Origin of the sequence: Saccharothrix espanaensis DSM 44229, from assembly GCF_000328705.1 — a bacterium.
Classification (GTDB): Bacteria; Actinomycetota; Actinomycetes; order Mycobacteriales; family Pseudonocardiaceae; genus Actinosynnema; species Actinosynnema espanaense.
Genome location: NC_019673.1, coordinates 5,754,548 through 5,776,194, shown reverse-complemented (window position 1 = coordinate 5,776,194; position 21,647 = coordinate 5,754,548). Strand labels below are relative to the sequence as shown.

Genomic DNA, 21,647 nt, shown 5'->3' with positions numbered 1-21,647 from the left:
GCGATCCTGACGACCCGACTCGGTCCTTCGGTGCTGTCCGACGCCGCCCAGCTGGAGGTGGTGGTGGCATCCACCTCTGACGGCCTCGCCATCGGCGTGCCGGGGGTGGTGGCGGACGCCCGATGATCGACCCGCGTGCGGTGACGACGGCTCGGCACTACAATCATTGTCGTCCAACAACCAAGTTCTGTGAGGTGGAGGGCCCCGACACGGGCGTCCGTGCATTGTGGTGGAGACCGATCAACCAGTCCTGCGGGACGTTCTGCGGGACACGGGCTGGACCGGTGCCCCCTGTCCCGGGGTAGTCGTCGCCGGCGACACGGTGAGCGCGGTCAACACCGCCGCCGAGCGGCTGTTCCCCGGGTTGCTCCCGGGCACGCCGCTGCGCGAGGGGTCCGCCTGGCTGGCGGACGCGCACGACGGGTACGCCGCCGGGGTGCGCGAACCGGTGTCCGGCACGATCGGGCAGCGCAGCTTCGAAGCGCACGCCGCCCCGCACGCGGACGGTTCGGTGACCTGGTGGCTGGTCGACAGCACCGACCTCGACCTGGCACGGGAACAGCTGCGCGTCGAACGGGAGCGCACCGCCCTGCTGAGCAAGGTCTCGTCCGCCTTGCTGACCTCGCTCAACCCGGACCGGTGCCGGCAGCTCACGGCTCAGCTGGCCGCCGACCACCTGGCGGACGCCGCCCTGGTCATCGCGCCCGGCAGCGGCCGGGAGTTCCCGGTTACGCGGTGCACGCGGGGCGGGACCCCGGTGCACGACCGGCTCGTGATCGATGCGGACGAGGTGGCGGGCCTGGCCGAGGCGTTGCAGGGGTTCCCGCCGGTGCCGTCGCGGTGGATCGACCCCGGTTCCGCTCCCGGCTGGCTGGTGCCCGAGGAGTTCGGCGAGATCGGCTCCATCGTGGTGACCCCGCTGCCCGGCCACGGCGTGCCGGCGGGCGCGCTGGTGCTGCTGCGCCGCAGCCGGCACCAGGCCTACACCGAGGACGAAGAGGTGTTCGCCCGGCTGTTCGCCGCGCGCGCCGGTTCGGCGATGTCCGCCGCCCGGCTGTTCGCCGCGCAGGCATCGATCACCGACATCCTCACGCGTGACCTGCTGCCGCCCGTGCTGCGCCAGGTGGACGGCGTCGAGTTCGCGGGCCGCTACCGCCCGGCGTCGGACACCGAGCGGGTCGGCGGCGACTTCTACGACCTGCACCCGGTGACCTCCGGTCCGGACGACCTGCTGGCGGTACTCGGCGACGTGTGCGGCAAGGGGCTGGAAGCGGCCGTCATGACGGGCAAGGTGCGCGGCGTCGTGCAGGCGCTGCTCCCCATGTCCGAGGACCACTCCCGGGTGTTGTCGCTGCTCAACGACGCGCTGCTGAGCAGGCACTCCACCCGGTTCGTCACGCTGGTGCTGGCGTCGGTAGCGCGGTCCACCGCCGGGGTGCGCCTGCGCCTGACCTCCGGCGGCCACCTGCCGCCGCTGGTCGTGCGGGCGAACGGCGTGGTCGAGGAGGTGCCCACCTCGGGGACGCTGATCGGCGTGCTGCCCACGATCTCGTCCACCACCGCGGAGGTGGTGCTCGCGCCCGGCGAGACCTGCCTGCTCTACACCGACGGCATCACCGAGGCGTTCGGCGGGCCGCTGGGCGGCGAGATGTTCGGCGAGCAGCGGCTGCGCGACGTGCTGGCCTCGTGCGCGGGGATGCCCGCCGAAGCCGTGGCCGAGCACGTCCACATGGTCGCCGCCGAGTGGATCGGGGACGGCGGCCACGACGACATCGCGCTGCTGGCCATCACCGCCCCGCGCGGGCAGCACTTGACGGCCGTGGGCGGGCACGGCCGCGGGCGGTACACCCCGTGACCGCGACCGCCGACCTGCTGGAGCAGTCCGGTGACGCGCTGTGGCACGCCGTCGTCAGCGGTGACGACCACGCCGCCGGGAACGTCGTGCGGCGCGCCTTGGACGACGGGCTGGACCCGGAGTCGGTGCTGCTGGACGTCATCGGCGGCGTGCAGCGCAAGGTCGGCGCCGAGTGGGCGGCCGACCGGCTCACCGTCGCCCAGGAGCACGCCGCCACGGCGATCAACGAGCGGGTCATCGCGAAGCTGAGCGCCGCCGTCCGGTACCCCCGACCGCACCGGGCGCGGATCGCGGTGGCCTGCGTGGACGGCGAGTGGCACGCGCTGCCCGCCCGGCTGCTGGCGGAAGTGCTGGCCCTGCGCGGGTTCCGCGTCGACTACCTCGGCGCGCAGATCCCCACCCCGCACCTGATCACCCACCTGCACACCACCGGTCCCGAGGCGGTGGCGCTGTCCGGCTCGCTCGCGCCGAGGCTGCCCACCGCGCACGCGACCATCACCGCCTGCCAGGCCGCCGGGACGCCGGTGCTGGTCGGCGGCAGTGCGTTCGGCCCGGACGGCCGCTACGCCCGGCTGCTGGGCGCGGACCTGTGGGCCCCCGACGCGCGGACGGCGGCGGACCTGCTGGCCGGGGGAGCGCCGATCCGCAGGCGGGACGCCCACCAGCCCATCGACGACCTGCCCCACCTGGCAGACCAGGAGTACACGCTGGTCGCGCGCTCGGCGACCCGGTTGGTGCGGGCCGTGCACACGGGCCTCGACGGGACGGACCACGGGTCCGGGCACACCCCCGAGGACTTGGCGCACATCGTCGACCACCTGTGCACCGCGCTCTACACGGACGACCCCTCGCTGCTGGCGGGCCACGTGACGTGGACCGCCGAGATCCTGGCCGTGCGCGGCGCGCCCACCCGTTTCCTCGGTCTCGCGCTCGACCTGCTGGCCACCGAACTGCGCGACTTCCCGCGCGCCACGTGCCTGCTCCGCGAAGCCCGGACCGCGATCGCCCGAACGTCCCCCCACACCGAGCCAGGACCTGCCGCATGACCAGAGCGAAGCACTTGACCTGCACCCTCGTCTCCGTCGCCGCCGAGCGCGCGGCCGTGGAACTGTCCGGAGAGCTCGTCTACGACCTGGGCGAGGAACTCCTCGACGTGGTGCGGCAGGTGCTCGCCGCGCACCGCCCGGCGGTGGTGGCGGTGGACTGCTCGAACCTGACCTTCTGCGACTCGCACGGCCTGTCGCTGCTCCTGTCCACCCACCGCGCCGCGACGACCGCCGGCGCGGTCCTCCTGCTGGACAGCCGTCCGGCGTTCCTCGACCGCCTGCTCCGCCGCACCAACACCTACCACCACCTCACCACCGCCACCGCGCCCGGACGGGAACAACAACCCCGGTCCTGATTCCTCCGACCACTCCGGCCGGCCTCGTCTTCCACGCTCTCGCTGGGTCTCGGCTGTGTGGTGATTGCGGTGGTATCCACCGTTCCGGCTTGGGCTTCAGCCGTGGTCGTCGGTGGTGTGCGGTACCACCCCACCGCCGCCACCGCCGCCCTCGGACGGGTGCCGGACTGTGGTGGGCCCACCCTGGGCCGACTCCTGTAGCGCGCGGAAGAGCGGGCACCTCAGTCGTGGTCGGGTGTGCCGGTCACGTGGTGGTCGGCCGCCTGGAACGCTTCGGCCAACAACCGTCGCACGTGTCCGCCGCGAGCGCGGTAGACGGCTCGCCGGCCGTCGCGGTGCATCGACACCAGACCGGCGAGCCGCAGCTTCGCCAGGTGCTGGGACACCGCAGGGCGTGCGATCCCCACCACAGTCGCCAGGGACGTCACGTCGTACTCGGCGCCGCAGAGCAGCCACATCATCTGGAATCGGGTGCGGTCGGCCAGCATCCGGAACCCGTCGACGGCCGCTTCGACGTGCTCGCCAGAAGGTAGCTGTTGCCAGTCTTGCGTTGTTGCAACGTCGTCGCGTGCGTACATGAGCACGTATGGTGCCACCCCGGAGGTCCCGAACAGCACCTGGAGGCCCGACGCATGCTCGCCGTGCTGAACAACCCCGCCTACCGGCGGCTGTTCACCGCCCAGGTCGTCGCCCTCGCGGGCACCGGCCTGGCGACGGTCGCCCTCGGGCTGCTCGCCCACGACCTCGCCGGTCCCGACGCCGGAGCGGTGCTCGGCACCGCGCTGGCGATCAAGATGGTCGCCTACGTCGGCATCGCGCCCCTCGCCGGCGCGCTCGCCGCCCGGCTGCCGCGTAAAACCCTGCTGGTCGGCCTGGACCTGGTGCGCGCGGCCATCGCGCTCGCCCTGCCCTGGGTGGACCAGGTGTGGCAGATCTACCTGCTGATCTTCCTGTTGCAGGCGGCGTCGGCCGTGTTCACGCCCGCGTTCCAGGCGACGATCCCCGACATCGTCACCGACGAGCGCGACTACACCCGCGCCCTGAGCCTGTCCCGCCTGGCCTACGACCTCGAAAGCCTGCTCAGCCCCCTGCTGGCCGCCGGCGCGCTCGCCGTGATCGGCTACGACTCCCTGTTTTTCGGCACGTCGCTCGGGTTCGCCGCGTCCGGCCTGCTGGTGCTCGCCGCCGTCCTGCCCGCCACCACGGACGCCCGTGTCGCCGACCGCACCTTCGACGCCACCACGCGCGGCATCCGTGTGTACCTGGCGACCCCACGTCTGCGCGGGCTGCTCGCCGTCCATTTGGCCGTGGCCGCCGCCGGTTCCATGGTCCTGGTCAACACCGTCGGCTACGTGCGCGACGTGCTCGGCCGCGACGAGACCGCGGTAGCCCTCGCGCTGGCCGCGTACGGGCTGGGGTCACTGGTCGCGGCCCTGGCGTTGCCCGGCCTGCTCGACCGGGTCGCCGACCGGACCGTGATGCTGCGCGCCGCCACCCTGCCTGCCGTCGTGCTGTTCGTGGCGATCCCGGCCACCGCGCTGCCCGGCGACTGGCGCTGGCCCGCCCTGCTCGTGCTGTGGGCGGCGATCGGCGTCGGCGGTTCGCTCGTGCTCACCCCGGGTGGACGGCTCCTGCGCCGTTCCGCACACCGGGAGGACCTGCCGGCCGTGTTCGCGGCGGACTTCTCGCTCTCGCACGCCTGCTGGCTGCTCTGCTACCCCCTCGCCGGCTGGCTGGCGACCGCCGCGAGCACGACCGTCGCCCTGGCCGTGCTCGGAGTCCTCACCACGGCGGCGACCGCCGTGGCCGTCCGCTGCTGGCCCGCGCACGACCCGGAGGAAGTCGAGCACCTCCACGAACTCGACGAGGACCACGACCACCTGCACGACGCGGTCTTCGTCAACGGCCGGTGGCGGCACGTCCACACCTACCGCATTGACCGCCTGCACACCCGCTGGCCCGCCTGAACCCGCGTCCTCGCAGGGCGCTTCCACCAGGGGCCGGCCCCGGTCGGGGCTCACGTCAGCCGGAGCACGCACGGGATAACATCGGTCATGCAGTGGAAGGCGATGACACCGGTCGAGGTGTGGGAGATAGTCGACTTCTGGGCGGGCGTGCCGTGGCCGGTCACGCGCGCCGAAGCCCACCTCTTGGCGATCGATCGCTTCGGCTGGGAGGTCGAGGTCGAGAACGGCAGGGAGTACCTGGTCAACTCGGTCGCCGGCCTCACCCCGCCGGACGTGTCGACGGTGGACGCCGAAACCCTGATGTCGCTGGACTTCTGGATCGCGGACATGATCAGGGAGGAATCCGCGCAGTCGCGGGCGCTGCTCGGCGACCTCTTCACGCTGACGGTGCGCGAAGGGGTGTCCCGGCACGGCCGCCCGTCGCTGGAACGGGTCCGGTCGGGGACCGACGCGACCTGGAGCCTGGCCGGGAACTGTCAGGTCACGGTCAGCTTGGCGACGAAGTCGACAAGGGTCGAGTTCCACACCCCGCAACTGGTCGAGTTCGACCTGAAGGAGGATCGCTGACGATGTCCGAGTGGGCGGAGTTCGGCCGGGATCTCACCGAGGCGTTGCGGGACGTGGCCGACCGGGTCTTCCTGATCGTCTTCCTGCCGGCGAACCCGAAGGTGTACGTGCAGTTCGCGGGCGGTCAGCACGAGGTGGAGGCGCAGGCGGCGGGGCCCGAGGTCGTTCCGTGGGCGGATGTCAGCGGTATGACCGAGGCGGGCTGGGTGCCACCGTCGGGCTTCGACCCGCCGAACTGGACGTTCACGTTGCCGGTGCCGGCGTTGACTGCGGAGTACGCCGCGTTGGCACAGCGGTGCGTCGTGGCGTTGCGGGACGTTTACCAGGTTTCGGACCCGAGAGGGTTGGTCTACAAGGCTTGGCGCGAGGGGGAGTGGCCGGCGGCGGCGGAGTCGTGGTCGGACGAGCGGATCGCGACGCGTGACGTGGGCGAGAACCCGTTGGAGATGCGCTGGCTCAAGATCCCTCCAGCTCAAGGCTGAACGCAAAGCCGTTCCGGTGACCGGGCGAACCCACCAGTCTTATGAGGCCGGGACGTTGGTGACGCCGGTGTGGAGCCGGGTTGTTGGTGGCGTGGGCGCGGTGGCAGGGACCGTTGTCGGTGACGACGCGGTGGATGCGGGAGATGCCATGGGCGGCGGAGAGGCTGGTGGTGTTGGACAACGCAGCCACGGCCGAGCAGGTGGTGCCGCTGCTGCCGGGCGGTCCGTCGTGCACGGTGCTGGTCACCGGCCGGCACCGGCTCGTCTCCCTGATCGACCGGCACGACGCGCGCCACCTCACCCTCGGCGTCCTCACCCCGCCCGGGGCCCGAGCCCTGCTGTCGGCCCGCATCGGGGCCGATCGCGTCGTCGTCGAACCCGGCGCCGTGGACGAGGTGGTCGGGCTGTGCGGGGGTGACCCGCTGGCCGTGTTCGGTCTGCTGGGTATCGCCCCCGGCGCCGACACCACGCTGCCCGTCGTTGTTGCACTGACCGGCCTGTCTCCGGCCCACGCACGCGCTGCACTGTCCACACTGGACGAAGCATCCCTGCTCGAACGACGGTCGGGCGGCCGTTACGCGATGCACGACCTGGTCCGCGACTACGCCGACACCACCGTCCGTGGTCTGCCGCAAGACGTGCGGGAGGCGGCCTTGGTCCGGGTGACGGACTTCCACCTGCACACCGCCCACACCGCCGAACGGCTCCTCAACCCCCACCGCGAACTCCTGCCACCCGACCCGCCCGCGTCCGGCGTCCGCCCGCAGGCGTTGTCCGACGCCACGACGGCGGCGGCCTGGCTGGCGGCCGAACACACCACCCTGCCGGCCGTCCAGCGCGCCGCTGCCGCCCTGGGCCGCCACCGCATGGTTTGCCAGTTGGCCTGAACTCTGGAGAGCTTCCACCTGCGACAGGGGCGCGGCCACGACGCGCTCGTCGTGTGGCGGGCGGCGGTGGACTGCGCGGCACACCTGCCCGACCCGACTGCCCGCAGCCGCGCCGAGCGGCTTTGGGGTCGCGCCTGCTCCCGGCTCGGTTTGCACGACCAGGCCACCGGACACCTGAAGCGGGCACTGGTCTTGTCGGAGCGCCACCACAACACCGTCGAACAGGCGCACACCCACCGTGCTCTGGCCTCCGCCAAGGGACGACAGGGCGACGACCGGCACGCACTGGAGCACGCCCGACACCGCCCGCGACCACTACCGCCAGGCCCTCACCCTGCACCGCGACCTGGGCAACACCTCCGAGGTCGCCGACACCCTCGCCCACATCGGCCGGCCCTACGCGGCCCTCGGAGACCACGACCTGGCCCGCGCGGCGTGGAGCGAAGCGCTGGAGCTCTATCGGGCCCAAGGCCGCGGCACCGAGGCCCAACGCCTCGAACGACTCCAAGGTCGGCCCATCGCCGTTGGCGACCCGGACACCGCCTGAACGCCTGGGCCCGCCGGGGCCGGCGGCGACTGCCGGCCACGGAGGTCGCTGGTCGACGACCGGTCCGGCCGGGATTGTCGGTGCCCGCCGGCACCATGGCGCGATGGGGAAGATCGAAGAGTTCGCGGTGACCGTCTCGGCCGCTTTACCGGAGGTCGCCGCGCTGGTGCCGACCGGACCCGCCGCCCGCCTGGGTCGGTGGGAGGCGGTGCGGTGGTATCGGGACGAGGACATGTCGCCGGTGAGGTCGGCGGTGCACGGGCTCGGTGACGTGTTCGCCGAGCGGCTGCTGGGTGCGCTCGAACTGGCGCTCGACCGGCTGTCGGTGCCGATCGCGCCGGAACTGGTCGCCGGCCTCGCCCAGCCGCCCGACCGGCAGTTCACGATGAGTTTCGTGGTGCGCGACGGGAGCACCGCGAAAGCGGCTGTGTCCATTGTGGACCAGCTCTACCCCGGTGCGGTCGACCTGGTGCTGGAACTGGTGCAGGCGCTGCGGGACACCGCGTCCGTCCCGGATGCGACCGGTGACGAGGAGCAGATCGCCGCCCGGCATGGTGCGGCGCACTTCGCTCTGGCGGTGGTCGTGTCGGCGGCGGTGGTGCGTTCGCTCGGTCCGCTGCCGGTGGCCGTGTCGGCGGCGGTCGTGGGTGTGGCTCTGGGCGCTGCCGTGCTGGTGCTGCCGGACGTGCCCAAACCGGCCGCCTATCCGGCAGCCGTGCTGGCCAAGCGGCGCGCGGAGTACCGGTTCCCGCAGTGGGCGTCGTCGGTGGCGACGGTGGCCGACCACCGGTTCCTGCTCACCGAGGGCCAGGTGCCCGCGGACGTGGACTTCTCCGGCAACGGCCTGGTCGCCGCGGTGGCGGGCGGTGTGGCGGTCCGCACCGGGCTCGCGGAGGGCAGGGTGCCGGTTTCGGTCCGGGTGCTGGCCGGTGCACCGGAGGAGGTGACGGTCGCGGGCTGGGACGAGGTCGCCGAGGTCGGCTGGACCGCGCCGGAGGGCGGCGGGTGTCTGGACGGCGCCCAACCCGTGACCGGCTACCTGCCCGGCCACCGCGTGTCGCGCTGGGAGGCACCGCCCTGGCCGGGCGAGTACCGGGTGCGGGTGCACGCCTCCGGCCGTGACGAGGGCGACGAGGGGGACGAGACCTACCTGTTGGAGGTGTGGCCGGCTCCCGCCGAACCGGAGGTCGTGCACAAGCGGACCGACCGGCTGGGCCACCGGCTGCGCGGCGAGCCCGAGCCGGCAGTGCGAATCCTGCCGTACGCGGAGCACCGCTGGATCTACAAGAGCCCCCTCCAGGTGGCCGCCACGATCACGGTGGTGCGCGGCCTGACCGCGGAGGAGGTGATCGGCGCGCTCGGCGGCCGCCCGCTGGAGGTCGCTCCCGGCGGCGTGGGCCACCAGCCGTTGCAGGCGGTGCTGGCGGTGGACGACGTGGTCGTGGTGGTGGAGGAAAACGGCTACGAGGGGTCCGACCACGTGAAGCTGCCAGTTCTGTCCCGGGAAGGGAGAGCCGGCAGCCTGTACTGGAACGTCAACGCCAACTACCGGCTGATGCTCGCCGAGGGTGGTGAACTCGTCTTCCGAGGCGATCCGCTCCACGACGCGGGCGCGCCGCACACCGAGGACCTGGATTTCGAGGACTACCGGTACCGGCACGCCATGGGGTTGACCGTGATCTCCCGGTTCGTGGGGCGGGGCTTCTCGCCGGCGGACCTGGCGCAGGTGCGTGAATCGGGGCTGCACTTCGAACTGGTGGACTGATGTCCGGTCTGCGGCCCCGTGCCGGGGAGCGCGATGCCGTCGCTCATCGTGGCATCGTGGGTTGTGGCGAGACGTCGTGGAGGCGTCCGAGGACGAACCGTCCCGACCAGTTGGCCGTCGAACGCGCGTCGGTAACGCCCTGCGCCGACTTGAAGTCCGCGTCGACTTCCTCAGCTCGAACTGGCCGCCCGCCTGCGCAATCAGTTCCACCGCGACAGCGACTCGACTCGTCGCCGGCACATGTCGATCGAAGTGGTGTTCCCGGAGTGATGAGCACCTCGCCGGCCAGGCGTGGACCGCCGCAGTGCCTTGCCGATCGTCGCCGGGCCGGTGCGGGTTCGGGTTGGAGGTGTCGGACGTGGTGTGGCGGGGTATGACAGGCGTGGTCGTGCCCGCCGGGCGCGGTGTCGTGCCGGGGTGCCGGTGCGGAGACTCCTTCGGACACAACGGGAGCCAGTCATGCCCTGGGTCAGTCGTCATCGTCGTCGGGTGCCGCACAGCTGGTTCCGCACCACCACCGTGCAGGCCCACCACCGCCGGTCGCCCGCCACCATCCCGACCGTGATCGCCGTCGTCCTGGCCGTGGCCCTGCTGCTGGTGCTGATCTTCTAAGCGCCGACCCGCCGACCCGCCGATGCACCGGGGAGCTTCTGGGACGCGGGTCGTTGACACCGCCGTCGGGGCGTTCTGGCCGGCCGACGGACAGGCCGCGCGGGAGCCGTGGGGCGGGTCCGCGCGGCCTCGAAAGAACCGTTGGTCGTGCGGAAATGCTGGTCGGGTCAGGTGGTGGAGCGGCCGATGTCGGCCAGCCAGCCCTCCGCCTTCTCCCTCGCCTTGAGCGGCAGGGCGGGTACGCGGGGGAGCAGGCGGTCCGCGAAGGACTGCTCGTCCGGTTCGGTCAGGCCGAGGAAGTCGACGGCGCTCGCCGCCACCTCCTCGTCGGCGTGGTCGAGGTCGGTCCACGCCCGGCGCCTGGCCTGGTCCAGGTAGGTGTCGCAGGCGTCCTTCAGCGGCAGTCCCGCCACCTGCCGCGTCGAGTCTTCCGGCTCGGCCAGGGCGATCTCAATCACCACGTCGTAGACGGCCGCCGTCGCGAGCGCGCCTCCTGCGTCCAGCAGTTCCAGCAGCAGCGGCAGCAGGTGGTACGCACCCTCGCGCAACACCTTCTGCGACGCCACCGCACTCTCCAACGTCGCCCGCGCGATGTTCACCGCGCGTGCCTCACGGGACGTGCGCAGCGTCGCCAACGCCGGTTCCACCCGCTCCGCGTACGCGGCGTCGGACAGCCACTCGCCCTTCCAGGCGGGCATTCGCCACCCCGTCACTTCTCCAGCTGCGTTCCCGGCGGGAACTGGCCCTGGCCGTACTACGTCTGGCACCTCAGGCACACCGGCTGCTCGATGCCCTTGCGCGGCCGGATCGCCTCGCTGAACAGGATGCGACGCGCAGCTGTACGCCACCTCCCCGGTCCGCCGGTTGAAGCCGGGTCACCGTGGACACCTCGCTGCGCTTGCGGCTGCTCCAGCCCGACACTCCTTGAATTGCGACGATCCTGTTGCACGACAAGCCGACCGTGGCGACTCGTTCAGCGGCCACGTCCGCGAGACACGTCCACCTGCGTGGAAGACCGGTGGGGGAGTGGTCTACCAGGTGACGGGGAGGTGGTTCAGGCCGCGCGCCATTCGACCTTGTCGCCACGGCAGGTCCGTCTCGTCCACGGCGAGGCGGAGGGTCGGGAAGCGGCGCAGGAGGGCGTCCAGGGCCACCCGCAGTTCGGCTTTGGCCAGTTGGGCCGCGACGCAGTAGTGCGGGCCGAAACCGAAGGCCAGGTGCGGGTTCGGTTTGCGGGTGAGGTCCAGGTCGTCGGGGTGGTCGAAGACGCGGGCGTCGCGGTTGGCGGCGTCGAGCTGCACCATCACCGCGTCGCCCGCGCGGACCAGCACTCCGCCCAGTTCGACGTCCTCCAGCGCGATGCGGGTGAACCCGGCCGAGGTCACCAACGGGTTGAAGCGCAGCAGTTCGTCCACCGCGCGGTCGACCAGGGCGGGGTCGGCGCGCAGGACCGCGAGCTGGTCGGGGTGGGTGAGCAGGGTGTAGGCGGCGTTGCCGAGCTCGCTGGTCGTGGTCTCCAGCCCGGCGTAGAGCAGCGTGACGCCGAGCCCGACCAGCTCGTCCTCGCTGAGCCGGTCGCCCTCGTCGCGGGCGTGGACGAGCGTGCCGAGCAGGTCGTCACCGGGCTCGCGGCGACGGGCGGCGACCAGACCGGTCAGGTAGTCCTTGAGCGCGGCGAACGCGGCGTGGATCTCCTCGCTGGAGAAGGCGGTGGTGGCCAGCGCGACGTCGATCCAGCCGGCGAACCGCTCGCGGTCGGCGACCGGCACGCCGAGCATCTGGCAGATGACCGCGACCGGCAACGGGATCGCGAGACCGGTGATCAGGTCGGCGGGCGGGCCCTGCTCGGCCATGCGGTCCAGCAGGTCGTCGGTGACCAGCCGGGCGTGCCCGACGAGGCGGTCCACCTGCCGGGGGCTGAACGCGGCGGCGACCAGGCGGCGCAGCCGGGTGTGCTCGGGCGGGTCCACGGTGTGCAGCGTGGGGTCGGTGTGCCTGCGCGGGGAGGCGCGCGGCACGTCCCGGTCCAGCAGGGCGGCCCGGCTGAAGCGCGGGTCGCCGAGCACCGTCCGGACGTCCTCGTGCCGCACGGCCAGCCAGGCGTCGCCGCCGTAGGGCAGCGAGATGCGGCTGAGCGGTTCGTGGTCCCGCAGATGGGTGTACTCGGGCTCCAGCGCCAACGCGGTGGGCTCGCGGAACGGGTACGTGCGGGCTGCCTGCGCGGGTTGCATCCGGTGTCCCCTATCCCGAAAGGCCGGTGTCACCACCAGTAGTCGTCTTGCGGTGGCGGGGAGTTCCCCGCTGCGGGAACCGGCGGGTGCCCGCTCACGACCTGTAGGGCGCAGGCGGTGCACGGGACTACGGCTGGAGCGTCATGGGCTGGTACGAGGACGACGACGTGTGGGTGGGGTTCGCCGACGTGATGTTCCCACCGCACCGGTTCGCGGAGGCGGAACGGCTGGTGGCCGGTTCGCCGCTGTTGAAGGTCGCCGCCGGGGACCGGGTGCTGGACCTGGCGTGCGGACCGGGCACCCACGTCGTGCCGCTGGCCCGCCACGGCGCGGTGGTCACCGGGGTCGACCTGAGCGAGGCGATGCTCGTGCGGGCGCGCGAGGCGTGCGAGCGGGCCAGGGTGCGGGCACGGCTGGTGCGGGCGGACATGCGCGAGCACGTCGAGCCCGGCGCGTACGACCTGGTGGTCAACATGTACACGTCGTTCGGCTACTTCACCGACCCCGGCGACAACCTCGTGGTGCTGCGCAACGTGCACACCAGCCTCGCGCCGGGCGGACGGCTGCTGGTCGACGTGATGGGCAAGGAGGTGTTCGCCGGCTGGGTCGGCCGGCCGCAGGCGGTCGACGTCGACGGCGGCACGGTGTACATGCGCGACACCGTCCTGGACGACTGGACGCGCTTGCGCAGCGACTGGACCTGGGTGCGCGGTGACGAGGTGCGGCGCACGTCGCTGCACTCCACCCTCTACAGCGCCGCCGAGCTGCGCGGGCTGTTCGAGGCGGTCGGGTTCACCGATGTCGAGTGCTTCGGCGACTTCGACGCCTCCCCTTACGACAACCACGCCCGCCGGCTCATCGTGCGCGGCACGCGCGCCTGAGCCACCGCGCCCCGGTCCGCCGAACAGCCGGAGCGTTCGGCGGACCGGACCGGGCCGGAGGGCGGACCGGGACGGCAAGTGGACTGGGACGGTTGGTCAGGAGGGGCGGGCGAAGCAGGTTCCCTTGGCACCGGGGAACAACTCGGGCGCGAGGCCGATCGCGAAGTCCTTGATGAGCACGTCCACGTCGAGGTAGGTCTTGGCGCGGCACTCCTCGAAGTTGTCGTCCACGCCGGCGATGAAGTTGTTGTCCTTGAAGGGTTTGAACTGTGCCGTGCGCGGGTCGGCGGACAGGGTGTCCCGGGTCATTTTCAAGGGGTCGTAGACGATGAAAAAGTCGGCGTCGGCCGCCGTGCCCACGGCCTTCTCGAAGTCGTAGGGTTGGCCGTTGGGGGCGGGGTTGTCGGGGGCGAAGACGTTGCCCACGCCCAACTGGGTCAGCAGGCGGCCGACCAGGGTCTCCGCGCCGTGCCCGTGGAAGAACTCGCAGCCGCGCTCGGCCGCGACGCAGAGGTAGCCCGCCCGCCGGTTGTCGATCTTGCCCGAAACGGCGGAGACGACCTCCTCGTACCTCGTCCTGATGGCGTCGAACTCGGTGTTGGCGGCGGCTTCGGCGTTGTAGAAGGCCGCGACCATCTTGATCCACTCGGCGGAGGCCAGGGCGTGCCGCTCCAACCGGTTGGACACGCTCACGCCGGGCATTCCGGCGGCGCGGGCGTTGCTGATGTCGTCGAAGCCCTTGCCGAACCCGGACATCAGGACGACCTGGTTCTTCAGGCCCAGCACGGTTTCCTTGTCCAGCTCGGTGTACTCGCCGATCGACATCGGCTTGCCGGCGGCCACCGCGCCGTACCACTCGTCCTTCGCGGCGTTGCCCAGCAGTTGACCGCTGAGGCCCTTCACGGTGTCGTTCTTGCCCAGCCGGTCGACCATCGCCAAGGCGTTGAACGAGGTGACCGCGACGTTGGTGACCGGGACCTGGACGAACAGCGCGCCCGCCAGCTCGCCGGTGGCCTCGGGCCGGGGCGTGCCGCACTGGTAGAGCACGTACTTCAGGTCGGCGCCGTCGGTGTTCTCGGTGTCGTCGAGCGTGATGGTCTTGTAGGAGTTGTGGTAGCTGATGTTCCACAGCTCGGACTCGGTGACGGTGCTCTTGTCCGGGAAGTGGTCACGGCCTTCGGCGTGGTCCGCGGCGCAGCCCGCTGCGTCGGCCTGGCTGCCCGGCGCACCCGAGCCGAAAACCCCGCAGCCGGTGAGGGGCAGCGCCAGCAACGCGACGGCCGTGCCGATGAGTCTTTTCACGGTGGTGCTCTCCTGCGTGTCCGTGGGTGTTCCGGTGGTGGGTGCGTCGAGCGGTGGTCACCCGGTTCGTGCGTCTTCGGGCAGCGGCACGGCTTGGCCGCGCAGGTGGGAGACGAGGGTGTCGAAGCCGACGCCGTGCGCGTCCGGCCCGTCGACCCGCCAGCGGCACGGCGTCCCGGGCTCCACCCGCAGGACGCGACCGCCGCCGGCCTCGGTGGGTGTCCAGCCCGCCCGGCGCACGGCGTGCTCGGCCCACTGCCGCGTCCGCCCCTCGCCGACCACCCGGACGGTCGCACCGGGCACGGTCTCGTCGGCGACGACGATCGTGGCCGCCGCGTCGTCGAAGGTCATGTTCTCCCCGGCGAAGGTCCGGGCGATCGCGTCGCTGTGGGCGAGGTCTTCCGGCGCGCCGGCCGTCACCGCGCCGTCTCCTCCGACCAGCCACACCTGGTCGGAGCGGCGCAGCGCGAAACCCAGGTCGTGGGTGGACAGGACGATCGCCGCGCCCGTGGTCGCGGTGAGCCGGGTCAGCATGGCGGCCAGTTCGATGCGGCGGGCCACGTCGAGGAACGCGGTGGGCTCGTCCAGCACCAGGACCGCCGGCTCCTGCGCCAGGGCGCGGGCCACCATCACCCGCTGCCGCTCGCCGTCGGACAGGTCGTGCAGCGGCCGGTCGCGCAGCCAGTCCACCCCGGCGTCGACCAGCGCCCGGTCCACCGCGGCCCGGTCGTGCCCGGTGTCCCGGCCGATCCAGGAGCGGTAGGGCAGCCGGCCCAGCGCCACGACCGACGCCACGCTCATCTGCCCGACGTCGACCGGCTCGGTCAGCACGACCGCCAGCCGCCGGGCGCGGTCCCGGGGAGACAGCCCGCCCAGGTCCCGGCCGTCGAGCAGGACGTGCCCGGCCAGCGGGGGCTGGGCGCCCACGAGGGTGCGCAGCAGGGTCGACTTGCCCGCGCCGTTGGGGCCGATCAACGTGATCAGCTCGCCGGGCCGGGCCGCGAGGTGCACGTCCCGCAGGACGGTGACGGCCGGGTGACGGCGTCGTCGCCGGTAGCCCGCGCTCACCGCCACGGCCTGTAGGGCCGCGGGCGGGGACACCGCAGGCGTCGCCGTGGTCATCACGCACTCCTCCGCGCCCGGCCGGACAGCAGCACCCACAGGATCACCGGCGCGCCGACGAACGCCGTCACGGAGTTCAGCGGCAGCGACGTCCTGGTCAGCCCGTTGCCGCCGGCGACGTACTCGGCCGCCAGCACGATCACCGCGCCGATCAGCGCGCTGGCCGGCAGCACCAGCCGGTGGTCGGCCGTGCGCAACAGCCCGCGGGCCAGGTGCGGCGCGGCCAGCCCGACGAAACCGATGGCCCCGCAGTAGGCGGTGGTGATGCCGGACAGCACCGCGACCCCGGCCAGGGACAGGAAGCGCACGCGGCGGACGTTGATGCCCAGGCTGCCCGCGTACCGGTCGCCGAGCAGCAGCGCGTTGAGCGGCTGGGCCAGGAAGACCGACAGCACCAGCACCACGGCGCAGGACACCGCGATGACCTGCAACTCGTTCCACGTCACGTTGCGCACCGAGCCGCGGGTGAACGTGGCCAGCGCCTGCAACCGGTCCGGGTCGGTGTAGTAGACCAGCATGTCCACCACCGCACCGGCCAGGTAGCCGAGCATCACGCCCACCACCAGGACCACCACCGGGTCGCCGACGCGGCGGGCGATGCCCAGCGCGATCAGCAGCACCCCGGCGGCACCGGCGACGGCCGCCCCGGTCACGCCGAGCTGGCTCACCACGCCCAGCCCCGACAACCAGCCCACCCCGCCGGTGCCGAGGATGACCAGCGAGGCGCCCAGGATCGCGCCGGAGCTGACGCCGAGCACGAACGGGTCGGCCAGCGGGTTGCGGAACAGCGTCTGCATCTGCGCCCCGCCGACGGCCAGCGCCGCCCCGGCCAGCAACCCGGCCACGACCTTCGGCAACCGCGCGTCCAGCACGATCGTGCGGTTCACCTCGGAGGTGGCGCCCCGACCGGTGAGCACGGCCACGACGTCCCCGATCGGGACGGCGATGGAGCCCTGTGCGATCAGGACCACGACCACGCCCACCAGCAACAGGACCAGCACCGCGAACAGCGCTGTCACGTACCCGGTCCGGCGCCGCGGTCCCGGCGCTCGTCGCGCGCCGGCGGCTGCCGGGTCACGCCGGTCGACATCGTCCTCGACATCCGTGCCACTACCCGACACCCTGCACCCTGTTCCTCTTCGGGACGGAGCTGAAACGGCCACCACCACAGAGGTCGGATCGCACCGGCCCCCGGTTCCCGGGAACCGGGGAACCATCCGACCGGGGCGGCCCGGACGGTGCGGAACTTTCCCGCTCCGCCGCCCGACCACTGGTCGACGAGGTCCGCGCGGCACCCGCACCGCCGTCCGCGCGGGGCTCGTCGGCCACGTCGACCGCACCTTCGGGGGAGAAGCTCGATGAAGGACCTGGGACCGGAGACCTACGGCGAGCTCAATGTCGACGTCTACGACGAGTGGCACGCCGAGCACGACCCCGCCGAGGCGGTGCGGGGGCTGGCCGAGCTGATCGCGGAGGGCCCGGCCGGGCCGGTGTTCGAACTCGCGGTGGGCACCGGCCGGGTGACCATCCCGCTGGCCGCGACCGGCGTCGACCTGCGCGGCGTGGACGCCTCGGCGGCGATGGTGGCGCGGATGCGCGCCAAGCCCGGCGGCGACCGCATCCCGGTCGTCATCGGCGACATGGTCGACGTGGACCCGGGCGGCGACGACCTGTTCGCCATGGTGTTCGTCGTGTTCTCGACGTTCTTCTTCCTGCCCGACCAGGAGCGGCAGGTGCGCTGCTTCGCCAACGTCGCCGAGCGCCTGCTGCCCGGCGGCCGGTTCGTCCTGGAGTGCCCGGTGCCCGACGTCGCCCGCTACGAGCGCAACCAGACCCTGGAGACCTACCGGGTCGGGCTCGACCGGGTCCGGATCGCCGCGGTCCGCCACGACCCGGTGGAACAGCGGTTCGAAGGCCACCACGTGCTGATCACCGACAAGGGCACCAAGCTGGCCCCCGCGTTCATGCGCTACGCGTGGCCCACCGAACTGGACCTGATGGCCCGGCTGGCGGGGCTCGAACTCCGGCACCGGTGGGGTGGTTGGCGCCGTGAACCGTTCCGCGGCGAGGGCAACTACGTCACCGTGTACGAGAAGCCCGCGGCACAACCCTCCTGATCACGCGCGGCGCCAGCAGCACCAGCGGCGGGAGCAGGACGCACTGCACGGCCACCGCGAGCCAGAAACCGGGCAACATCCCCGCGCTCTCGAACAACCCGTACCCGGCACCGCCGACCACACCGCTCAACAGCGCCCCCACACCGACCGCCAGCCGCTGCTGCCCGAACGTCACCGTGGCCGATCGCCGCGACCCCGCCAACGCCTCCAGGTCGTTCTTGAGCATCAGGACGGCGGTCCCCACGCTCATCGCCGCGGCACCGACGGCGAACCCGGCGGTCCGGCCGCCGGCGAAGGCCACCATGCCCACCGCCATGCAGGAGAACCCGATGGCCATCGCCACGGGATAGCGGAGGTCGCCGACCCGCCGCGCCACCAAGGGCTGGATCGCCACCAGACCCAAGGAGTAGCCCATCATGACCAACCCGTAGCCGGTCGCGGGCACGCGGCCCTCCGCGAAGCTCGACAGGTACTGGTAGAACTGCAAGTACAGGTAGTGGGTGACCACGGTGACGGCGAACGGCAGCCCGGCCACACCGCGCAACACCCGTCGGAACGGCTCCACCGCCGGACTGTCCCCGGCGTCCGCCTCCCGGCGCAGGGACAGGTGGACGACCACGAGCACGGCGTAGAGCACCGTGTTCACGGTGAACAACACGCTCGGCTCGGGCAGGAACAGCGCGCCGACCACCGGCCCCAGGGCGACACCGAGGTTGCTCGCCGCGTTGCCGGCCGACACCAGTCGCGGGCGCTGCTCCGGGGCCGCCGAGTGCACCAGGTAGCCCCGGTAGGCCGGCGAGTACAGCGCCCCCGCGCCACAGCTCAGGAACAGCGCGAGCACCGTCAGCGCCGGGTCGTCCGCCGCGACCAGGTAGGTGACCGCACCCGCGCCGTAGAGCAGCGTCGCGAGCGTCAGGCAGCGCTGGAGACCGACTCGTTCGGCGAACGCCGCGGTGAACGGCGCGCTCGCGAACTGCACCAGGGTCGCGGCCCCGAGCACGACGCCGACCTGGGCCATGCCCGCGCCCAGCCGGTCGCGCAGCAGGACGGCCAAGTACGGGTAGACCGCGAACGTGCCGATGTTGACCAGGCACCCGCTCGCCATCAGCACGGACCGGGCGCCGGTGAAGGCGCTTCCGGTCGGGGTGCGCCTTCGCCTTCCCGCAGCGGGCGACGCCGGGACACCCATCAACCGCCCCAGCCCATGCGCAGGTCTCCCGTCAGGTCCGACACCGCGCGACCACCGGCCCGGCGCAGCACTGGTCGTTCCACCGCTCGGGAAAGTTCCCGCCCGCCCGCACCGGATCCCACCGGCGCGGGAACCGCGGAGGCCCCGCCGACGACCAGTGGGGGCCGGAGAAGATCGGCAGGACCGGCGCCGTGGCCCGACCCGGACGGCGGTGCGGCACCCGCCGTTCCCGCGTGGTCCGGCACCGATGTCGCTCGATGACACGACGACCCCCGGAAGGGTTCGACGATGACCTCGACCCGCACGACGGCACCACCGAAGGCCACCGCGGCCACGATCCGCCGCCCGCGGCCGACCCGGGGGTGAGGACCGTGCGCGACGACAGCGCCGCGACGCCGACGGTCCACGAGCACATCACCGACGCCATCAGAACACCGTCGCTCGTGCGGCTGGCGCCCAACACCGTGCTGATCAGGTTCGAGACCCTGAAGGTCTACGCCGCGCTCGGCGCGGTGCGCCACCTGCTCGACACGGGGGTGCTGCGCCCCGGTCAGACGGTGGTCGACAGCTCCAGCGGCATCTACGCGCTGGCCCTGGCGATGGCCTGCCACCGCTACGGGCTGCGCTGCCACATCGTGGCCTCCACCACGGTCGACGACACCCTGCGCGCCCAGCTGGAGATCCTGGGCGTGACGGTCGACCAGATGCCGCCGTCCCACGACCTGGACCTGGACCAGAACCGGCGGGTGGCCCGGGTCCGCGAGCTGCTCGCCCGGCAGCCGGACCTGCACTGGATGCGCCAGTACCACGACCCGGTGCACCACCGGGGCTACGCCGAGCTGGCCGACCTGCTCAGGTCGGCGCTGCCCGGCGAGCCGCTGACCGTGGTCGGCAGCGTCGGCACCGGGGCCTCCACCGGCGGGCTGGTGCGCGCGCTGCGCCGGCACGACCCGCTGGTCCGCCTGGTGGGCGTCCAACCGTTCGGCAGCGTCACGTTCGGCAGCGAGCGCTTCACCGACCCCGACGCCATCATCGCCGGCATCGGCAGCGCCATCCACTTCGACAACGTCCACCACGAGCTGTACGACCGCGTCCACTGGATGGACTTCCAGCACGCCATGGCCGCCACCATCGATCTGATGCGCACGCACGCCGTGTTCGCCGGCCTGTCCACCGGTGCGGCGCACCTGGCGGCGCAGTGGGAGGCGGGACGCGACCCGGTGCGCACGCACGTGGTCATCGGCGCGGACACCGGCCACCGCTACACCGCGCGCGTCTTCGCCCGGCACCGCGAAGCCCTCGCCCCCGCGCTGCTCGCGCCCGCGGAGATCACCTCGCTGGAGGAGCTGGCCCCGCCGTGGGCCGCGATCGACTGGGCGCGCCGGTCGTACGAACCGGCCGTGCCCGCACAACAACGCCCCCAGGATTGCCGGAAGGACCTCGTACCGTGACCGTCGTACTGCTGGAAGCCCTCACCTTCGGGCTCGGCCGCATCGCCGACGCGGCCCGCGATGCGGGGCACGATCTCGTGCTGCTCACCGGCGACCGCTCCACCTACACCCACGAACTGGCCCGCTGCGGCGACGGTGTGCGGGTGGTGGACGTCGACACCACCGACGTCACGGCCTGCGAGAAGGCGCTGCGCGACCTGCCCGACGTGGCCGCGTTGATCAGCTCCACCGACACCTGGGCCATCCCGGGAGCCGAGTTGGCGCACCGGCTCGGCGTGCCCGGACCGTCCCCGGACGCGGTGCGCGTGCTGCGCGACAAAGCCGCCGTCCGGGCGCGCCTGCACGAACGCGGACTGAGCCGCAGCGGCCCCCTCGACCCGACCACGGCAGCGGACTTCCCGTTGGTGCTCAAAGACTCCGCGGGCACCTCGTCGCGCGCGGTGTGGCTCGCCCGGACCTCCGCCGAGCGTGACGCGGCGCTGCGGGAAGCCGCCGGCACCGCGCTCAAGGGCAGGCTGGTCGCCGAGCCGTACTTCGAAGGCCCCCTCTACAGCGCCGAGACCATCACCTGGCGCGGTGAGACCCGGCTGCTCGGCGTGCTCAGCCGGGTCCTGTCCCCGGAACCCGCGCACCGGGAGGAGGCGTCCGCCTTCCCGGTCGCCTTCCCCGCCGACGACCTCGCCGCCCTGGACGGCTGGATCGGGCGGGTGCTCGATGCCGCCGGGCACGAGCGCGGCTTCGCCCACACCGAGTTCGTCCTCACCACGACCGGACCCGAGGTCGTGGAGGTCAACGCCCGCATCGGCGGGGCCCTCGTCGGCGAAGCCCTCTGCCGGGCGCTGGGCACCAACGTCTACGACTCGATGGTGCAGGTCGCCCTCGGCGCGCGCCCGGACCTGCTCGACGGAGGGCCCGGTCGTGGTGCCGCGACCGCGTTCGTGGCGCTCTACCCGCGTGCGGCAGGGGTGTTGGCGGGGTGGGACGGCCTGGACCGCCTCGCCGACCTGCCCGGCGACGTCGAGTGGTACCCGACCGCGAGCCCCGGCGACCTGATCGAGCACCTGGCCGATCAGCGTTCCTGCACCGGGATCGTGCTCGCCGGAGGTCCCACCGCCGAACTGGCCCTGCACCGCGCCCAAGCCGCGGCCGGCCGCGTCGTCCCGGTCGTCCGGGCGCCGCGGCCCAGCGCTGTGCCGGCGTGACGGTGGGCGCGGGAACCGGGAGCGGGTCCCGGACGACCAGTCGGGTGCGGGCCGCCGCCCCGAACCAC

At 72.6% G+C, this 21,647-nt stretch carries 21 protein-coding genes; 14 read left to right on the top strand and 7 right to left on the bottom strand.

What is annotated here, in order from left to right:
* Positions 1-322 precede the first annotated feature (322 nt).
* From BN6_RS24975 to BN6_RS24965, 3 genes are read left to right on the top strand one after another with little or no spacing between them, the layout of a single operon-like run.
* Positions 323-1,855, top strand: coding sequence for a PP2C family protein-serine/threonine phosphatase (locus tag BN6_RS24975; RefSeq protein WP_051075727.1), 1,533 nt, complete (start codon positions 323-325; stop codon positions 1,853-1,855).
* Complete coding sequence (locus BN6_RS24970) at positions 1,852-2,901, top strand: cobalamin B12-binding domain-containing protein (protein WP_051075726.1); 1,050 nt, start codon at positions 1,852-1,854, stop codon at positions 2,899-2,901. The genes BN6_RS24975 and BN6_RS24970 overlap by 4 nt, the downstream gene beginning before the upstream one ends.
* Positions 2,898-3,257 (top strand): STAS domain-containing protein, encoded by a 360-nt coding sequence (locus tag BN6_RS24965; protein ID WP_015102538.1) that lies wholly within the window; start codon positions 2,898-2,900, stop codon positions 3,255-3,257. The genes BN6_RS24970 and BN6_RS24965 overlap by 4 nt, the downstream gene beginning before the upstream one ends.
* 221 nt (positions 3,258-3,478) lie before the next feature.
* Here BN6_RS24965 and BN6_RS24960 read toward each other — a convergent pair whose 3' ends face one another.
* Positions 3,479-3,835 carry an ArsR/SmtB family transcription factor gene (locus tag BN6_RS24960; RefSeq protein WP_041318011.1) on the bottom strand — a complete coding sequence of 119 codons (357 nt, stop codon included), beginning with the start codon at positions 3,833-3,835 and terminating at the stop codon, positions 3,479-3,481.
* 54 nt (positions 3,836-3,889) lie between these two features.
* Between BN6_RS24960 and BN6_RS24955 the strand changes: the two genes are divergently transcribed.
* The 7 genes from BN6_RS24955 to BN6_RS49735 all read left to right on the top strand — a co-directional run bounded on the left by BN6_RS24955 (position 3,890) and on the right by BN6_RS49735 (position 10,084).
* Positions 3,890-5,224 (top strand): MFS transporter, encoded by a 1,335-nt coding sequence (locus BN6_RS24955; RefSeq protein ID WP_015102536.1) that lies wholly within the window; start codon positions 3,890-3,892, stop codon positions 5,222-5,224.
* A gap of 87 nt (positions 5,225-5,311) precedes the next feature.
* Positions 5,312-5,791: a DUF6301 family protein gene (locus BN6_RS24950; RefSeq protein ID WP_015102535.1), complete on the top strand. Its 480-nt coding sequence runs from the start codon at positions 5,312-5,314 to the stop codon at positions 5,789-5,791.
* A gap of 2 nt (positions 5,792-5,793) precedes the next feature.
* Positions 5,794-6,273: a TY-Chap domain-containing protein gene (locus tag BN6_RS24945; RefSeq protein WP_015102534.1), complete on the top strand. Its 480-nt coding sequence runs from the start codon at positions 5,794-5,796 to the stop codon at positions 6,271-6,273.
* Positions 6,274-6,407: 134 nt separating this feature from the next.
* Positions 6,408-7,160 carry a hypothetical protein gene (locus BN6_RS42385; protein WP_148303002.1) on the top strand — a complete coding sequence of 251 codons (753 nt, stop codon included), beginning with the start codon at positions 6,408-6,410 and terminating at the stop codon, positions 7,158-7,160.
* A gap of 238 nt (positions 7,161-7,398) precedes the next feature.
* Positions 7,399-7,707 carry a tetratricopeptide repeat protein gene (locus tag BN6_RS42380; protein ID WP_015102532.1) on the top strand — a complete coding sequence of 103 codons (309 nt, stop codon included), beginning with the start codon at positions 7,399-7,401 and terminating at the stop codon, positions 7,705-7,707.
* A 103-nt stretch (positions 7,708-7,810) separates the two neighbouring features.
* On the top strand, positions 7,811-9,472 hold the full coding sequence (locus tag BN6_RS24935) for a DUF6461 domain-containing protein (RefSeq protein WP_015102531.1): 1,662 nt from the start codon (positions 7,811-7,813) through the stop codon (positions 9,470-9,472).
* 489 nt (positions 9,473-9,961) lie between these two features.
* Positions 9,962-10,084 (top strand): hypothetical protein, encoded by a 123-nt coding sequence (locus BN6_RS49735; RefSeq protein ID WP_269454276.1) that lies wholly within the window; start codon positions 9,962-9,964, stop codon positions 10,082-10,084.
* A gap of 167 nt (positions 10,085-10,251) precedes the next feature.
* Here the strand turns inward: BN6_RS49735 and BN6_RS24930 are convergent, their stop codons facing one another.
* Both BN6_RS24930 and BN6_RS24925 read right to left on the bottom strand, forming a co-directional pair.
* The gene (locus tag BN6_RS24930) at positions 10,252-10,782 is read right to left on the bottom strand and encodes a hypothetical protein (protein ID WP_015102529.1); all 531 of its coding nucleotides are present in this window, start codon (positions 10,780-10,782) and stop codon (positions 10,252-10,254) included.
* Positions 10,783-11,115: 333 nt separating this feature from the next.
* A complete protein-coding gene (locus BN6_RS24925; RefSeq protein ID WP_015102528.1) occupies positions 11,116-12,315 on the bottom strand; it encodes a cytochrome P450 in 1,200 nt (399 codons plus the stop codon).
* A gap of 143 nt (positions 12,316-12,458) precedes the next feature.
* Here BN6_RS24925 and BN6_RS24920 point away from each other — a divergent pair, with 143 nt between their 5' ends.
* Positions 12,459-13,196: a class I SAM-dependent methyltransferase gene (locus BN6_RS24920; RefSeq protein WP_015102527.1), complete on the top strand. Its 738-nt coding sequence runs from the start codon at positions 12,459-12,461 to the stop codon at positions 13,194-13,196.
* A gap of 96 nt (positions 13,197-13,292) precedes the next feature.
* On the opposite strand, the gene BN6_RS24915 is transcribed toward BN6_RS24920, so the two are convergent.
* Genes BN6_RS24915 through BN6_RS24905 form a run of 3 tightly spaced genes read right to left on the bottom strand, consistent with a single transcriptional unit; the run spans position 13,293 to position 16,639 of the window.
* Positions 13,293-14,498 (bottom strand): ABC transporter substrate-binding protein, encoded by a 1,206-nt coding sequence (locus BN6_RS24915; protein ID WP_015102526.1) that lies wholly within the window; start codon positions 14,496-14,498, stop codon positions 13,293-13,295.
* A gap of 57 nt (positions 14,499-14,555) precedes the next feature.
* A complete protein-coding gene (locus BN6_RS24910; protein ID WP_015102525.1) occupies positions 14,556-15,620 on the bottom strand; it encodes an ABC transporter ATP-binding protein in 1,065 nt (354 codons plus the stop codon).
* The gene (locus BN6_RS24905) at positions 15,620-16,639 is read right to left on the bottom strand and encodes a FecCD family ABC transporter permease (RefSeq protein WP_041313918.1); all 1,020 of its coding nucleotides are present in this window, start codon (positions 16,637-16,639) and stop codon (positions 15,620-15,622) included. Before BN6_RS24905 ends, BN6_RS24910 begins: the two co-directional genes overlap by 1 nt.
* Positions 16,640-16,978: 339 nt before the next feature.
* On the opposite strand from BN6_RS24905, the gene BN6_RS24900 reads away from it, so the two are divergent.
* Entirely contained in the window at positions 16,979-17,737 is a 759-nt protein-coding gene (locus BN6_RS24900; RefSeq protein WP_015102523.1) for a class I SAM-dependent DNA methyltransferase, read from the top strand.
* Here BN6_RS24900 and BN6_RS24895 read toward each other — a convergent pair.
* Complete coding sequence (locus BN6_RS24895) at positions 17,700-18,842, bottom strand: MFS transporter (RefSeq protein WP_197540185.1); 1,143 nt, start codon at positions 18,840-18,842, stop codon at positions 17,700-17,702. The genes BN6_RS24900 and BN6_RS24895 overlap by 38 nt on opposite strands.
* A gap of 275 nt (positions 18,843-19,117) precedes the next feature.
* Between BN6_RS24895 and BN6_RS24890 the strand changes: the two genes are divergently transcribed.
* The gene (locus tag BN6_RS24890) at positions 19,118-20,377 is read left to right on the top strand and encodes a pyridoxal-phosphate dependent enzyme (protein WP_015102521.1); all 1,260 of its coding nucleotides are present in this window, start codon (positions 19,118-19,120) and stop codon (positions 20,375-20,377) included.
* Positions 20,374-21,579 carry an ATP-grasp domain-containing protein gene (locus tag BN6_RS24885; protein ID WP_041313915.1) on the top strand — a complete coding sequence of 402 codons (1,206 nt, stop codon included), beginning with the start codon at positions 20,374-20,376 and terminating at the stop codon, positions 21,577-21,579. Before BN6_RS24890 ends, BN6_RS24885 begins: the two co-directional genes overlap by 4 nt.
* Positions 21,580-21,647: the final 68 nt, after the last annotated feature.